Here is a 14,644-nt window from a genome sequence, read left to right on the forward strand (position 1 = left end):
GCTGGTTTAGTTGGCAATCTGCCTGGCGATGACGATTTTCTGCACGTCCGAGGCACCTTCATAGATCCTGAGCGCCCGGATCTCCCGGTAGAGGCTCTCCACGATGTGACCCCGGCGCACGCCGTCGCCGCCATGAAGCTGCACCGCCTTGTCGATTACTTCCTGTGCCCGGTCGGTGGCGTAGAGCTTGGCCATTGCCGCTTCGCGGGTCACGCGCGGCGCGCCTGAATCCTTGGTCCAGGCGGCGCGGTAGATGAGCAGCGCGGCCGCATCGACGTCGAGCGCCATGTCGGCGAGGTGGCCCTGCACCATCTGCAGGTCGAACAGCGGCGCCCCGAACAGTTCCCGGCCGTCGGCCCGCGCCAGGCTTTCGTCGAGCGCGCGTCGGGCAAAGCCGAGCGCCGCCGCGCCGACGGTGGAGCGGAAGACGTCGAGCACCGACATGGCGATGCGGAACCCTTCGCCGGGTTTGCCGACCATCGCGCTCGCCGGCACGCGCACATCGTTGAAGGAAAGCCGCGCCAGTGGGTGCGGCGCGACCACCTCGATCCGCTCGGCGATTTCGAGGCCCGGCGTGTCGGCCGGCACCACGAAACACGAAATGCCCTTGGCGCCCGGCGCGTCGCCGGTGCGAGCGAACACGCTGTAGACGTCGGCGATGCCGCCGTTGGAAATCCAAGTCTTTTCGCCCGAAAGCACGTAGTCGCCGCCGTCTCGCGTCGCGCTCATGTCCATGTTGGCGACATCGGAGCCCGAGCGCGGTTCCGACAGCGCGAAGGCCGAAATCGCCTCGCCGCGCCGGGTCTTTTCCAGCCATTCGCGTTGCTGCGGCGATCCGAACAGGCTGATCGCGCCGGTGCCGAGCCCCTGCATGGCAAAGGCGAAGTCGGCGAGCCCGTCATGGCGGGCCAGTGTCTCGCGGGTCAGACACAGCGTGCGCACGTCGAGCGGGCCGGGCGCGGCGGGATCGACCGCCGTGGGCTGGAGCCAGCCATCGCGGCCGAGCGCCGCAACGATCTGCCGGCAGGCCTGGTCGACGTCGTCATGTGCGACCGGCAGGTTTTGGGCGCACCAACCCTCCAGCCGTTCGGCATGGTCGCGGTGGCGGTCCTCGAAAAACGGCCAGGACAGGAAGCTGCGGTCAGCCATCAATTTCCCTCGAATACGGGTTTCTGCTTGGCGACGAAGGCGTGATAGGCGCGTTCGAAATCCTTGGTCTGCATGCAGATCGCCTGCGCCTGCGCTTCGGCCTCGATCGCCTGGTCGAGACCCATAGACCATTCCTGGTTCAACTGGGTCTTGGTGATTCCATGTGCGAAGGTCGGGCCGGAAGCGATTGATTTCGCGAGCGTCAACGCCTCCGCTTCAAGCGTCTCGGCCTCGATCAGCCGATTGTAGTAACCCCAGCGCTCGCCTTCCTCCGCGCTCATCGAGCGGCCGGAATAAAGCAGTTCCGCCGCGCGGCCCTGGCCGATGATCCTGGGCAGCATGGCGCACGCGCCCATGTCGCAGCCCGCCAGCCCGACCTTGGTGAACAGGAAGGCGGTCTTGGCCTGCGGCGTCGCCAGCCGGATGTCGGAGGCCATGGTGATGATCGCGCCCGCACCCACCGCCACCCCGTCGACGGCGGCAATGATCGGCTTGGAGCAGTTCAGCATCGCCTTGACCAAATCGCCGGTCATGCGGGTGAAGGCCAGCAACTGCTTCATGTCCATCGCGACCAGCGGTCCGATAATGTCGTGCACGTCGCCGCCCGAGGAGAAATTGCCGCCATTGGGCAAGAACACCACCACGTCGATATCGTCGGCATAGGCGAGCTGGCGGAACGTGTCGCGCAACTCGGCATAGCTCTCGAAGGTCAGCGGGTTCTTGCGTTCGGGGCGGTTGAGCCGCACCCGCGCCACGCCGTTTTCGGCCTCCCAGAGGAAATGCCGCGGTTTCAGGCCTGCCATTGCGGTCAAGTCTCGCCCTCCCAATTGCTGCGGAACGATTTGAGCATTGTCGAAAGCCGTTTGGCGTCGGCCTCATCGACGTCGCCGAGCAGGTCGCCGATCCAGTCCTCGTGGACCCGCGCCATGCGCTGAAATTCGTCGCGCCCCCGCTCGGTCAGGGTCACGATAGAGGTACGGCGGTCGCCGTCGCGGCGCGCGCGGCTGACGAAGCCGTCCGACACCAGCCGGTCGACGATACCGGTCACGTTGCCGTTCGACACCAGCAGAAAGCGCGACAGGTCGCTCATCAGCATGCCGTCGGGGGCGCGATAGAGCGCGGCCATCACGTCGAAGCGCGGCAGTGTGGAGTTGAAATCGCGCTTCAGCCGCTCACGCAGCTCGCTTTCGATCATGCGCGAGGCGCGCAACAGCCGGATCCACAAGAGCAGCCGCTCCTTGTTGCCCGACCGGCGACCGATTGTCGCGACCAGCCCGCTCACCATGTCTCGCCTCCCGACACCGAGATCGCCTGGCCGGTGATCGAGCGCGCGTCCTCGCCGGTAAGCCACAGCACCGTGGCGGCGACCTCGTCGGGCTCGATCAGCCGGCCTTGCGGATTGGTCGCGGCAAGCATGGCGCGCGCTTCCGACGCGCTGCGTCCGGTCTTTTCGACGATCCGGGCGATCGAGCCGTCCAGCATCTCGGTCTCGGTAAAGCCCGGACACACCGCGTTCACCGTCACGCCCGACTTGGCGGTCTCGCTCGCAAGCGCCCGCATCAGTCCGACCACGCCGTGTTTCGCCGCGACATAGGGCGCAACATAGGCATAGCCCTTCAGGCCGGCAGTCGAGGCGACGAAGACGATGCGGCCGCGCCTGCGTTCCAGCATGCCGGCGAGCGCCGGCCGCACGGTCAGGAAGGCGCCGGTCAGATTGACGTCGAGCGTGCGTTGCCAGTCGCCGAGCGTGGTCTTGTGGGCTGGCGCGCTGCCGGACATGCCGGCATTGGCGACCACGATGTCGAAGGCCCCGCGCGCGGCTTCCGCGGTTTCGTAGAGCGCCCTGACCGAGGCTTCGTCGGTCACGTCGGCGCTGACGCCGTGAATGCGCGGGTTGGACTGCGCGACCGTGTCGAGGCTCTGCTGGCGCCGGCCGCAGATCGTTACCTCGATGCCGGCCTCGGCGAGCGCGAGCGCGATCGCCTTGCCCACCCCGGAGCCGCCGCCGGTGACCAGCGCGTGACGCGTTTCCATCGTCAAACCTTGCCCGTCATCTGGTCCTGGCGTTCGGTCAGGCGGTAGAGCTGGTCGCGGCCGGGCAGATAGGGATCGGGCCACTTGACCTGGCGGTCGCCGAGCGCGGCGGCCTGGTGCAGCGTCCAGTAGGGATCGGCAAGATGCGGCCGGGCCAGACACACCAGATCGGCGCGGCCGGCCATCAGGATCGAGTTGGCGTGATCGGGTTCGTAGATATTGCCCACCGCCATCGTCGCCATGCCGGTCTCGTTGCGGATCCGGTCGGAAAACGGCGTCTGGAACATGCGGCCATAGACCGGCTTGGCGCGGATCGAGGTCTGGCCGGCCGATACGTCGCAAATGTCGACGCCTGCCTCCCGCAGCAGACCGGCGATCTCGACCGCGTCCTGCGGCGTGATGCCGTCTTCGCCGACCCAGTCATTGGCCGAGATGCGCACCGAGATCGGCTTGTTGTCGGGCCACGCGTCACGCACCGCGCGATAGACCTCCAGCGGGTAGCGCATGCGGTTTTCCAGCGAGCCGCCATAGTCGTCCGTGCGCGTATTGGTCAGCGGGGTGATGAAGGACGACAGCAGATAGCCGTGCGCCATGTGCAGTTCGAGCATGTCGAAGCCGCAGCGTTCGGCCATCTCGGCGGCGGCCACGAATTGGTTGCGCACCATATCCATGTCGGCGCGGTCCATTGCCTTCGGCGTGGCGTTTTGCGGCGACCAGGCGACCTCGGAAGCCGACAGCAGCGGCCAGTTGCCGGTTTCCAACGGCGCGTCCATGTCCTGCCAGCCGAGCTGGGTCGAGCCTTTCGCGCCGGAATGGCCGATCTGGGCGCAGATCTTGGCCTCGGTTTCGGCATGGACGAAATCGACCAGCCGGGTCCAGGCGGCCTCGTGCTCGGGCGCATAGAATCCCGGACAACCCGGCGTGATCCGGCCCTCGGGGCTGACGCAGGTCATCTCGATATAGACCAGTCCGGCGCCGCCCTTGGCGCGTTCGGCATAGTGGGCGAAATGCCAGTCGGTCGGGCAGCCGTCCACCGCCTTGTACTGCGCCATCGGCGAGACCACGATGCGGTTCTTCAACGCCATGTCGCGCAGCTTGAACGGCGCAAACATCGGCGCGCGCGCGATGTTGATGTCGTTGCCGGCCTGACCGTGAAACCAGCGCTCGGCGCCTTCCAGCCAGTCCTTGTCGCGCAGGCGCAGATTTTCGTGGCTGATGCGCTGCGAGCGCGTCAGCAGCGAATAGTTGAACTGGACCGGGTCGAGATCGAGATAGCGCTCGACCTCCTCGAACCATTCCAGCGAGTTCCTCGCCGCCGATTGCAGGCGCAGCACTTCCAGCCGGCGCGCGTCCTCGTATTTGCGAAAGGCGGACTCCAGATCGGGTTCGCTGGTGACGTAGTCGGCGAGTGCGATCGCGCTCTCCAGCGCCAGCTTGGTGCCCGAGCCGATCGAAAAATGCGCGCTTGCCGCCGCATCCCCCATCAGCGCCAGGTTCTTGTGCGACCAGCGCTCGCACAGGACTCGCGGGAAGTTGAGCCAGGCCGAGCCGCGGATATGGTTGGCGTTGGAGATCAGCGCATGGCCGCCGAGATGGTCCTTGAAGATCGCCTCGCAGGTTGCGATCGACTCCTCCTTCGACATCTCGCCGAAGCCGAATCGCGCCCAGGTCTCCTCCGAGCACTCGACGATGAAGGTCGCCGTGTCGTCGTCGAACTGGTAGGCGTGCGCCCATACCCAGCCCTTGTCGGTCTCCTCGAAGATGAAGGTGAAGGCGTCGTTGAATTTCTGGTGCGTGCCGAGCCAGACGAATTTGCAGGCGCGCACGTCGATGTCGGGCTTGAAAATGTCGGCGAACGCGGTGCGCGCCTTGGAGTTGAGCCCGTCCGAGGCGACCACGAGGTCGTAACGGTCCATGTAATGTTGTGGCTCATCGGCCTCGGTCTCGAAGCGCAAGTCGACGCCGAGTTCGCGGGCGCGTTCCTGAAGCAGCAGCAGGAGCCGCATGCGTCCGATGCCGCAGAACCCATGGCCGGTCGAGACGGTCTGCGTACCGCGATAAAACACGGCGATGTCGTCCCAATAGGCGAAATGCTTGCGGATCTTTTCCGCGCTGGCGGCATCGTTGGCGGCGAGATTGTCGAGGGTTTCGTCCGACAGCACCACGCCCCAGCCGAACGTGTCGTCGGGACGGTTGCGTTCGAAGACGGTGACCTCGTGGGCGGCGTCGCGAAGCTTCATCGAGATCGCGAAATAAAGGCCGGCGGGCCCGCCGCCGAGAATGGCGATTTTCATGTCGGGCGTTCCTCCCTGCGCGACAGATAAACCATGTCAAAGGCCGGCCAATATTTCAAGTATGAAATTTCAAGGTTGAAATATTTTGTACTGGGCCGCACTCTGGACCCTGGCTCGACAAGGCCGCACGATGTGGCGAGAAACGGAATGCGCCGGGGTCGGGTCGCGGAACGAATCCGGACCGCGAACGCACCGGCCAGAGAGGGACTGAGCGTGACCAATTATCGCCGTGTGGACGACTGGAACGACGCCTATGCCAACGGGCCCAACATCGCCGGCGGCGAGCGTTGGCCTGATGCCTGGGTGGAGCCGGCGCAAGCCTTTCGCGATCGGCTGGCGGGTGAGGGCAGGGCGCATCTCGAACAGGCCTACGGCGAAGGCGCGCGCAACCGCTACGATCTGTTCATGCCCGGAGATGAGGCCGTAGGGCTGGTCGTGTTCGTTCATGGCGGGTTCTGGCTGCGGCTCGACAAGAGTTTCTGGTCGCACCTTGCCGCCGGCGCGGTCGAAAGCGGCTATGCGGTCGCCATGCCCTCCTACACGCTCTGTCCGCAAATCCGCATCGCCGGCATTGTCGAGGAGGTCGGCGTAGCGATCGCCCATGCGGCGGGGCGCATCCAGGGCCCCGTCATGCTTGCCGGCCACTCCGCCGGCGGCCATCTCGTCAGCCGCATGGTGTCGGCCACATCGCCGCTTGCGCCCGACCTGCGCGCCCGCATTCGCAACGTGGTGTCGATTTCCGGCGTGCACGATCTGCGCCCGATCATGCGTACCGCCATGAACGCCGATTTGAAGATCGATGCCGAAGAGGCGCGCGCGCAAAGCCCAGCGCTTCTCGATCCGATGCCGGGGGCGCGCGTGTGCTGTTGGGTCGGCGGCAACGAACGTTCCGAGTTCTTGCGCCAGAACGCGCTTTTGGCCAATGCCTGGACCGGCTGCGGCGCCGAGACTGCCTGCGTGGTCGAGCCGGACCGCCACCACTTCAACGTTATCGACGGTCTGGCCGAGCCCGGTCACGCCTTGACGCGAACCTTGTTGACAGGGTGAGGCCGGCGGCGGAAGGTCGCCCGGAATCACGGGGGCGTCACGCGCGCCCGGACGAGCGGACACGAAAAGGCAGGCTACCCGCAATGAGACCCGTTTTCGTACAAGTGCAGTGTTATCCCGGCAAGACCTACGAGGTTGCCGATGCGATCTTCGAGCGCGAGATCGTCTCCGAGATGTATTCCACCAGCGGCGATTATGATTTGTTGCTGAAAGTCTATGTCGAGGACGGTGTCGATATCGGCAAGTTCATCGACGAGAACGTCGCCAACGTTCCCGGTATTTTCCGTACCCTGACCACGCTGACCTTCAAGGCGTTCTGAGGCCTCTATCCCAAAATCGACGGAGTTGCGGCGGCAGGGCGCCGCATCCGCTCAGGCGGGCACCGCTCTGCCCTTGCTCTTCGGCGAGCGCGTGCGCATCAGCAGGAACACCATCACCGCGATGTTGAGCATGTTCCAGGCGATGCCGTTCAGGAATGCTGCGCGGTAGGAGCCGGTCAGGTCGTAGATGAAGCCCGACAGCCAACCGCCGAGCGCCATGCCGACGATCGTGGCCATGATGACGATGCCGATGCGCTCGCCGGCCTCGTGCGGTGGCAGATATTCGCGCACGATGATGGCGTAGCTCGGCACGATGCCGCCCTGTGACAGGCCGAAGATCAGCGACACGACATAGAGCGATGCAAGCCCGTCGAAGGGGATGTAGAACATCAGCGCGATCGCCTGCAGCACCGAGCCGAGCAGCAGCGTCTTCACCCCGCCGATGCGGTCGGCGATCACCCCGGAGGCAAGCCGGCTGACGATGCCGGCCGCCAGCATCAGGGACAGCATCTCCGCCCCGCGCGCTACCCCGAAGCCGAGATCGACGCAATAGGCCACGATATGCACCTGCGGCATCGACATCGCCACGCAGCAGCCGAGCCCGGCGACGATCAGCAGGCCCTGCAGGGCGCGTGGCGACAGCCCGGTCACCTGGCGTTGCGGCGGCGCGGAAAGCGCGTATCCGGGCCGGAATTCCGGAGCCCGGCCGCGCAAGAGCAAAGTGAGCGGTAACATCGTGGCCAGGCAGAAAAGCCCGACCGCGCTGTAGGCGAAGCGCCACCCGTCAAATTCCATGCCGGCATGCAGGAAAAACGGCCAGATGGCGCCCGCAATATAATTGCCGGAGGCGGCCGCGGCGACGGCGATGCCGCGCCGGCGCACGAACCAGCGCGAAATGTCGGCCATCATCGGCCCGAACGTGGCCGCGGCGCCGAAGCCGGCCAGAACCTGGGCGGCGGCCAGCAGCCACACGGAGGGTGCCACCGCGCCAAGCAGGAAGCCGCTGCCGAGCATCACCACGGCTACCGCGATCGGGATGGCGACGCCCATACGGTCGACGAAACGGCCGATGACCACGTTGCCGAGCGCGAACCCGACCATGGTCGCGGTATAGGGGATCGAGGCGTCGGCGCGATTGACGCCGAACTCGGCCTGGGCGGCGGGCAGCACGACCACGATCGCCCACATGCCGACGCTGCCTATCGTTCCCAGCACCATGCACAGCGCCAGCCGATACCAGGAATGGCGGCTATCGGGCAGAAGGATGGTGTCGGTGGCGCTCGTCGCCATGGCGGCGGGTTCCTTCACACTCTACGACCATACCGGCGCGGTATGCGTGCTGGCAGGCCCGGACCATGCGTCCTGCAACATATAAGCCGCTAACGCCACGACCGGCCGTCTGATGGGCCAGGCCAGCCGCTCAGCGTCCCCCGAAGCGCGGCGGCCGCCGCTCCAGGAACGCCGCGCGCCCCTCCGCGTAGTCGGCGCTGTCGAACGTGGCGTCGCCCAGTGCCCTGGCGTGGGCCAGATCGTCGTCGCGCCCGCTCAGCGCGGCGCGGATAGAGGCCTTGGAGGCGGCGATCGAAAGCGGCGCGTTGCCGGCGATGGCCGAGGCGATATCGCTGACGCGTGCCTCCAGCGCGGCTTGGTCGGGCAAAAGCTCCAGCAGGAAGCCGGTTTCGTGTGCGGCCTTTGCTGCCAGGCGCGCGCCGGAAAAGCTGAGATAGCGGGCCATATGTTGCCCGCATGCAGCGACGATGTCGGCCATTGCGTCGGCCGGATAGGCCAGACCGAGCCGCGCGGCCGGGACCGCGAAGACGGCGTCGGCCGCCCCGAGACGGAGGTCGCAGGCCGCCGCCAGGCCGAAGCCGCCGCCGAAACACACGCCCGCGATCGAGGCGATTGCCGGCACGCGACAGGTGCGCAACGCCGCGAAGGCGGCCGAATTGGCATCCTCGTAGGCGCGCGCGGTGCCGGCGTCGCGACGCACCTCGGCGAATTCGCCGATATCGGCGCCGGCGCAAAAATCCACGCCCGCACCGCGAAGCACGAGCACCCGGGCCGTTTGGTCGCCGTTCAGCGCGTCGACGGTGGCCGCGATCTGGCGCCACATGGCAAGGGTCACCGCGTTTTTCTTTGCCGGGCGATCGAGCGTCAGCGTCACGACGCCGTCGCCCGCGCGGGCGATGAGAAGCCCCGGTGCCGAATGATCGGATTGACCTTGAAAATCGCCCATATCAATCCAATTGAACGAGGGTTGAGGAAATTGATGTTCTACGTCGGGGCGTTCTGACGTATGTTCTCTTCCACCGCAAGCCGATGGACGTCCTGGCTCAGGGAGCGAAATGATGACGGCACGCAACCCCGCCCGCGCAAGCGATATCCGGCCGGTGGACCCGATCTGGGAATCGATCCGCCAGGAAGCGCTCGACGCCGTCGAGCACGACCCGCTGCTGGCGGCCTTCGTCTATTCCACCGTGTTGAACCAGGAAACCCTCGAGGATGCCGTCATCCATCGCGTCGCCGAAAGGCTCGACCATGACGATCTGGACGCGGCCCTGATCGGCCAGGCATTTCGCGAAATGCGCAATGCCGACCCCGAATGGAGCGCGGTCGTGCGCGTCGACATCCAAGCCTATTACGACCGGGATCCGGCCTGCCAGCGCTTTGTCGAGCCGGTCCTCTATTTCAAGGGATTTCACGCCCTGCAGACGCATCGGCTCGCCCACTGGCTGTTCAACAGGGGACGGCGCGATTTCGCGCTTTATCTGCAAAGCCGCTCGTCCTCGGTCTTCCAGACCGATATCAATCCCGCCGCGCGCATCGGCAAGGGCATCTTCATCGATCACGCCACCGGGCTGGTGATCGGCGAAACCGCGGTGGTGGAGGACAATGTCTCGATCCTGCACGGGGTCACGCTCGGCGGCACCGGCAAGGCCGGCGGCGACCGCCACCCGAAGATCCGGCACGGCGTGCTGCTTGGCGCCGGCGCCAAGGTGCTCGGCAATATCGAGATCGGCCATTGCACCAAGGTGGCGTCGGGCTCCGTGGTGCTGGCCTCGGTGCCCAACAACAAGACGGTTGCCGGCGTCCCGGCGCGCATCGTCGGCGAGGCCGGCTGTGCCGAGCCGTCGCGCGCCATGGACCAGCTCCTGTCCGAAAAGGGCTGACGGCGTGCGGCTTTGACTGCTGCGCCGGCGTGGGACGGACGACATTCAGGGTTTACAGGGCGACGACGCCCATGCCACATGCGGGCTTCATCAAGCTCTTTCAGACCCCGCCAATGCATCAGGAGACGCCGGTTGAAACCCGATGAGATCAGGAAGCTCGACGCCTATTTCAAGCGCACCTTCAGCAATCCCCAGCTTCAGGTGAAGGCGCGGCCGCGCAAGGACGATTCGTGCGAGCTCTATCTCGAGGACGAGTTTCTGGGCATCATCTATCGCGACGAGGACGAGGGCGAATTGTCCTACAATTTCTCGATGGCGATCCTCGACATTGACCTGTAGCGGCTGCGTTCAGCCGGCACGCCCGAAACGTTGCCGCGAGGCGCTCGCCTCGTCGGCGGCGCTCTTGACCACGGTGCCTGCATAGCCGCGCACCGCCGCGTCGAGCCTGCGCCAGTCGGCCAGAAGTTCGACCGGAAAGCGGTAGGTCAGGCTTAACTCTTTTCCCACGAAAATGTCGCGCTCGCATTCGGCCAGAAGTTCGGACGCAACCGGGCCGGACAGGCATCGCGCCACGAACGGTGCGCCGCCGTTGCGCGGGCCGACCAGAAGCAATTCGTTGGCATAGCCTGATTTGTCGCTGAAGGCGTGAACGCGCAGGCCGCCCGGGCCGGGCCTTGCCGTCGTCTCGATCAAGGCGCTGTAGATCGGGTCGTAGCGCCCGCTCATGTCGCGCGACATCATCCGCGGTTCGAACGACAAGAACAGGATCGAGCGTCGGCCGCCTGCATGGTTGAAATCCTCGCGCGCCGCCGCCCGGTAGCCGCTCATATCCGGCCAGCGCAGATAGAGATGCAGGTTCGGCGCGACCCCGTCGCGGCGCTCGCGCTCGAACCGGATCGCATTGGCAGGGACAACCAGCACGTCGTTGCCGATGACGATCTCGTGCGGCGTCGTGTTTTCGGTGTGCCCCGCGAGTACGATCGAGCGACCGAGCAGTTTGCCGCCGGCGCTGATCCCCACTGCGGCGAGCGCCATCAGGGCGAAACCGGCAAACACACGCAGCATGAAACGCTCGTCGATCGCTCCGCTGGACTGCGAATCGGCGGTATCGCTGCTGTGCACGTCGAACTCCCTTTTCCGGCCTGTTGTGCCCTGATGGCACGCGCGGTGCGGCATGGAACTTGCAAAGTCGTTAGAGACCTTGCGGTTTCATGGTAAAGGGACGGTAAACATGGCGCTGATTGCGACGGTGGCTTTTGTGTTCGGCTGCGGCCTGACCCTTGCCGGGCTGGCGGGATCGCTGATGGAAGTGTGGGCGGGACGCCGTCTCGGCCTACGCGATCCGTTCGTGTCGCCGCACCATCTCGCGCGGTCGCTGTGTCTGACGGCGCTTGCCGGTCCGTTCATGCTCGTCAACGAGGTGTTGTGTGCCGTCGGCGAGGGGCGTCGGCAGGCCGGCGCCGCGGTGGCCGGCACGGCGCTTGCGGCGATCTGGGTCGCGGCCACCGGCACGATCGTTGCCGAGCTTGCATTCCACGCCGCGGCGTTGTTTTCCTGACGGCGCGACAAACCGACAGGAGCAGTCATCGTGCCCATCTACGCTCTGGACGGCCTCGAGCCCGAATTCGACGATCGCACGACCAACTGGATCGCGCCTGACGCGACCCTGGTCGGCCGGGTGCGGCTCGGCGAGAATGCCGGCATCTGGTTCGGCGCCGTGCTGCGTGGCGACAATGAGCCGATTGTGATCGGAGCCGGCTCCAACGTGCAGGAACACACCGTCATGCACACCGATATCGGCTTTCCGTTGACGGTCGGACTGGGCTGTACGATCGGTCACCGTGCCATGCTGCATGGCTGCACCATTGGCGACAACAGTCTGGTCGGCATGGGCGCGATCGTGCTCAACGGTGCCCGGATCGGCGCCAACTGTCTGGTCGGCGCCGGTGCGCTGGTGACCGAGGGCAAGAGCTTTCCCGACAACAGCCTGATCGTCGGCTCACCGGCCAAGGCCGTGCGCGAACTGGACGACAAGGCGGTGGAACTGTTGAAGTGGTCGGCCGTCCACTATGTCGAAAACGGCCGCCGGTTCATGAAGGGGCTCGCCCCCGCCTGAGGTGGCCGCCCGGCCCGCAAAAGGCGGAGCCGGCCCGGGGACACGGGCCGGCTCCTTTGACCCGGTCGTTGGGGACGGGGAGGGTGGGGACTCGACCGGGTATCCCTGACCTCGAAAAGACGCGACCTAGCGCACGCTGCCGACGGCGACGCTGCGGCCGTCCTCGATGCCCACCCAGGCGCCGGCATTGCGCGTGGATTGTCGTTTCAAGTAGCGGTAATCCGTGTCTGTCCATGCCAGGACGCGGGGCTGGAGATTGTCCAGGATGAAGTCGCCGTAGCTGGTGTTGACCGTCAACACCGCGTGACCGTCGCCGTTGGGCTGGCGCACCACCGTGATCAGCAGATTGCCCGACGGAACCCCGGCCTCGATCAGCAGCCGCCGCTTCTCCAGCACATAGTCTTCGCAGTCGCCGACCCCTTGCGGATAGGACCACACCTCTTCGCGCCCCCAGATCTCGTAGTCGGTCTTGGGCGTGACGGCCACATTGACCGCGTGATTGATCTCGAGCATCGTTTTCCACAATTTGCGGGTGAGCTCGACCGGTCGCGAGGCGGCTTGGCCGGGATCGCACTCCGAAGGCATGCGCTTGCACAACTCGTAATGCCCGACCGGCTGCGTGGTGCGCGCGCCCGTCAGCATGAACGGATTTGCGCCGTGCGCATGGCCGGCCGCCACAACCATCGAGGCGACGCCGGCCGCCAGAAGAAAGGATCGTCCCGTATTGATCATTGCCTTGTCTCCCCGTTTGACAAGACAATGGCACGGTCGAATTTATTTGACGCAAAGGTGCGAAGTGCAAATTAAGTAAATCACTGAGACAACAAGAATAAATCAAGAAGCAAATAAGAATAAAATTAAGAGGAAAATTGAGGCGAATCTGCGCCTAATTTTGTTAAAATTACTCCGGTTGTTCGAGGCGGCAAAGGTGCCGGTGCTCCGACCGGGCCGCGCCGCGCGGGGTGGTGGATAAAAAGGGGCAAAGCCGGCGGGTCATGCCCACGGGCGGACAGGACGCGTACCGATGTGCCGATGTGAGATGGCCGATTCGGCGCGTGAGCGCTGCGCGAAGGGCGATTGTTGCCGCTCGCGTTTCGTCGGCGCCGGTGTTGTGCGGCTCGTATCGCGTCCGCGTCGACCGTGGCCGGCGAGGCTCAGTTCTGGGAAGGTCGGCTGAACTCAGCCTGCAGCGATTCCTCGCGCTGCAGCACGGCGAATTCGACCGCGATACCGTCTTCGAAATGGCGCACCACGCGCCCGCGCATCGTGCCCAGCGTAACCGCCGTGCCCAGGGCGGGGCGCACGTCGATCTCGACGGCGGCGCCGGAAAGCGAGAGGTCGACAATCCGGCACTGATATTCGCGCCCGTCGCCGAGCCGCACGGTGCTGATCGGATTGCGCGGCGTGATGCGTTCGTGGCGGCGGTCTTCCGGCAGGTCCAGTTCGTGCTTGTTGGCGAGCCAGGTGAGCTGCGCGGCAAGTTTGTCGCGCTTGCGCTCCGACGCGATCAGGGTGATGGCGAAACCGTCGCTCTGCAGGCGGGTGATAACGCCTTCGATCCGGCCGATATGATCGAGATAGGCGATCACGCGTTCGCCGAGCGCGCCCACCCGGTCGCAACGCAAAAGCGCATTGCCCGGAGACATGTCGATGACCTGGCAGGGATGCTCGGTGCGATCCTCCAGCATATAGCGTCCGTAGACCTTGACGCGCACTCTTTGAAAGTGGCGCCTCTCGGCCTGTGACGGCGCTGAATCGATCGCCAGTGACGTCATATTATCCTCGGCCCGCGAATGGACGTTACCTTCATAGGTTGTGAACGGTTAACAAGCGGTAAGCTGCGCGCGGACATGGGAAAGGCCGGGCCGCGACCTCGCTCCTATTTGTCGCGACCGCCCTCGATAACGACCAGATGCTTGAAACGGCGGCGTTTGGCGCCCTGGCCGCTCGACAGCGTCCCAGCCGACGGCACGAGCGACGGCACCGTGATCGCGGGCCCGTTCTTCAAAAACAGCGGTTCGCGGTCGGGGTCGACGATGCGCATGGAATCGATCCGGCTTTCCAGGATCGGATCGTTGCCCAGCCAGTAGGGTTTTTCGACGGGGGCCAGACTACCCAGCGAGCGCGGGCTGTCGACGCCGCCCTCCAGCGGCAACAAAAGCAGTTCGAAACCGCAGCTTCGGCCCTGCTGCGTGATGCCCTCGAAATTGGTCACCGACACCGATTTCTCGCGCAGTGCGCCGGCCGCCAGCCGCGCAGCCAGGCTTTGGTCGCGCGCCGCCCACAACGAGGAAAAGGCAAATCCCTTCAATTCGCGGCCATAGGCGGCGCATAGACGGGTGCCGGCGAGGCGGAACACGGCCGCGCCGCGGCTGTCCTGCTCCAGAATGAAGGTGTCGGCCAGCATCGATTTGATGTCGGCCGGCTCGATCTCGGCGCGGCGCGGCGCGGGACGCCCGTTTCGGAGCCTGTCCCAATATTGGAAAAGTGCGATTGTCCCGTCGAGTTTCATGC

General features: G+C 65.5%; 17 protein-coding genes. 6 read left to right on the plus strand and 11 right to left on the minus strand.

Translation table 11 applies throughout. The features are described 5' to 3' along the window. Nucleotides 1-6 precede the first annotated feature (6 nt). From EP380_RS05740 to EP380_RS05760, 5 genes are read right to left on the minus strand one after another with little or no spacing between them, the layout of a single operon-like run. Nucleotides 7-1,149 (minus strand): acyl-CoA dehydrogenase family protein, encoded by a 1,143-nt coding sequence (locus tag EP380_RS05740; protein ID WP_127597293.1) that lies wholly within the window; start codon nucleotides 1,147-1,149, stop codon nucleotides 7-9. Then, a complete protein-coding gene (locus EP380_RS05745) occupies nucleotides 1,149-1,961 on the minus strand; it encodes an enoyl-CoA hydratase family protein (protein ID WP_127597295.1) in 813 nt (270 codons plus the stop codon). The genes EP380_RS05740 and EP380_RS05745 overlap by 1 nt, the downstream gene beginning before the upstream one ends. Further along, a complete protein-coding gene (locus EP380_RS05750) occupies nucleotides 1,958-2,434 on the minus strand; it encodes a MarR family winged helix-turn-helix transcriptional regulator (RefSeq protein ID WP_127597297.1) in 477 nt (158 codons plus the stop codon). The genes EP380_RS05745 and EP380_RS05750 overlap by 4 nt, the downstream gene beginning before the upstream one ends. After that, complete coding sequence (locus EP380_RS05755; RefSeq protein ID WP_127597299.1) at nucleotides 2,428-3,183, minus strand: SDR family NAD(P)-dependent oxidoreductase; 756 nt, start codon at nucleotides 3,181-3,183, stop codon at nucleotides 2,428-2,430. The genes EP380_RS05750 and EP380_RS05755 overlap by 7 nt, the downstream gene beginning before the upstream one ends. A 2-nt stretch (nucleotides 3,184-3,185) precedes the next feature. After that, entirely contained in the window at nucleotides 3,186-5,477 is a 2,292-nt protein-coding gene (locus EP380_RS05760; protein ID WP_127597301.1) for a bifunctional salicylyl-CoA 5-hydroxylase/oxidoreductase, read from the minus strand. 213 nt (nucleotides 5,478-5,690) lie between these two features. Here EP380_RS05760 and EP380_RS05765 point away from each other — a divergent pair, with 213 nt between their 5' ends. After that, the gene (locus EP380_RS05765) at nucleotides 5,691-6,524 is read left to right on the plus strand and encodes an alpha/beta hydrolase (RefSeq protein ID WP_238719743.1); all 834 of its coding nucleotides are present in this window, start codon (nucleotides 5,691-5,693) and stop codon (nucleotides 6,522-6,524) included. 83 nt (nucleotides 6,525-6,607) lie between these two features. Then, a complete protein-coding gene (locus EP380_RS05770; RefSeq protein WP_106569799.1) occupies nucleotides 6,608-6,844 on the plus strand; it encodes an Lrp/AsnC ligand binding domain-containing protein in 237 nt (78 codons plus the stop codon). A 51-nt stretch (nucleotides 6,845-6,895) separates the two neighbouring features. On the opposite strand, the gene EP380_RS05775 is transcribed toward EP380_RS05770, so the two are convergent. Continuing rightward, entirely contained in the window at nucleotides 6,896-8,134 is a 1,239-nt protein-coding gene (locus tag EP380_RS05775; protein WP_106569798.1) for an MFS transporter, read from the minus strand. A gap of 130 nt (nucleotides 8,135-8,264) precedes the next feature. Further along, nucleotides 8,265-9,080 carry an enoyl-CoA hydratase-related protein gene (locus EP380_RS05780; RefSeq protein WP_127597305.1) on the minus strand — a complete coding sequence of 272 codons (816 nt, stop codon included), beginning with the start codon at nucleotides 9,078-9,080 and terminating at the stop codon, nucleotides 8,265-8,267. 112 nt (nucleotides 9,081-9,192) lie between these two features. On the opposite strand from EP380_RS05780, the gene cysE reads away from it, so the two are divergent. After that, nucleotides 9,193-10,014, plus strand: a complete 822-nt coding sequence (gene cysE, locus EP380_RS05785) for a serine O-acetyltransferase (RefSeq protein ID WP_106569796.1) — start codon at nucleotides 9,193-9,195, stop codon at nucleotides 10,012-10,014. A gap of 132 nt (nucleotides 10,015-10,146) precedes the next feature. Then, nucleotides 10,147-10,353, plus strand: a complete 207-nt coding sequence (locus tag EP380_RS05790) for a DUF3126 family protein (protein ID WP_106569795.1) — start codon at nucleotides 10,147-10,149, stop codon at nucleotides 10,351-10,353. A 9-nt stretch (nucleotides 10,354-10,362) separates the two neighbouring features. On the opposite strand, the gene EP380_RS05795 is transcribed toward EP380_RS05790, so the two are convergent. Continuing rightward, nucleotides 10,363-11,136, minus strand: coding sequence for a hypothetical protein (locus EP380_RS05795; RefSeq protein WP_420845842.1), 774 nt, complete (start codon nucleotides 11,134-11,136; stop codon nucleotides 10,363-10,365). Nucleotides 11,137-11,245: 109 nt separating this feature from the next. Here EP380_RS05795 and EP380_RS05800 point away from each other — a divergent pair, with 109 nt between their 5' ends. Both EP380_RS05800 and EP380_RS05805 read left to right on the plus strand, forming a co-directional pair. Beyond that, nucleotides 11,246-11,572, plus strand: coding sequence for a DUF6949 family protein (locus EP380_RS05800; RefSeq protein WP_127597307.1), 327 nt, complete (start codon nucleotides 11,246-11,248; stop codon nucleotides 11,570-11,572). Nucleotides 11,573-11,602: 30 nt separating this feature from the next. Further along, nucleotides 11,603-12,130 carry a gamma carbonic anhydrase family protein gene (locus tag EP380_RS05805; protein WP_106569793.1) on the plus strand — a complete coding sequence of 176 codons (528 nt, stop codon included), beginning with the start codon at nucleotides 11,603-11,605 and terminating at the stop codon, nucleotides 12,128-12,130. Between the two features lie 126 nt (nucleotides 12,131-12,256). Here the strand turns inward: EP380_RS05805 and EP380_RS05810 are convergent, their stop codons facing one another. From EP380_RS05810 to EP380_RS05820, 3 genes are all read right to left on the minus strand, one after another. Next, nucleotides 12,257-12,859 (minus strand): transglutaminase-like cysteine peptidase, encoded by a 603-nt coding sequence (locus EP380_RS05810; RefSeq protein ID WP_420845845.1) that lies wholly within the window; start codon nucleotides 12,857-12,859, stop codon nucleotides 12,257-12,259. Between the two features lie 425 nt (nucleotides 12,860-13,284). Then, nucleotides 13,285-13,905 (minus strand): PilZ domain-containing protein, encoded by a 621-nt coding sequence (locus tag EP380_RS05815; protein WP_106569791.1) that lies wholly within the window; start codon nucleotides 13,903-13,905, stop codon nucleotides 13,285-13,287. Nucleotides 13,906-14,009: 104 nt separating this feature from the next. Further along, on the minus strand, nucleotides 14,010-14,642 hold the full coding sequence (locus tag EP380_RS05820) for a PAS domain-containing protein (RefSeq protein WP_127597312.1): 633 nt from the start codon (nucleotides 14,640-14,642) through the stop codon (nucleotides 14,010-14,012). Between the last annotated feature and the right edge of the window lie 2 nt (nucleotides 14,643-14,644).

Origin of the sequence: Nitratireductor alexandrii (genome assembly GCF_004000215.1) — a bacterium.
In the GTDB taxonomy this organism is placed as follows: Bacteria; Pseudomonadota; Alphaproteobacteria; order Rhizobiales; family Rhizobiaceae; genus Mangrovimarina; species Mangrovimarina alexandrii.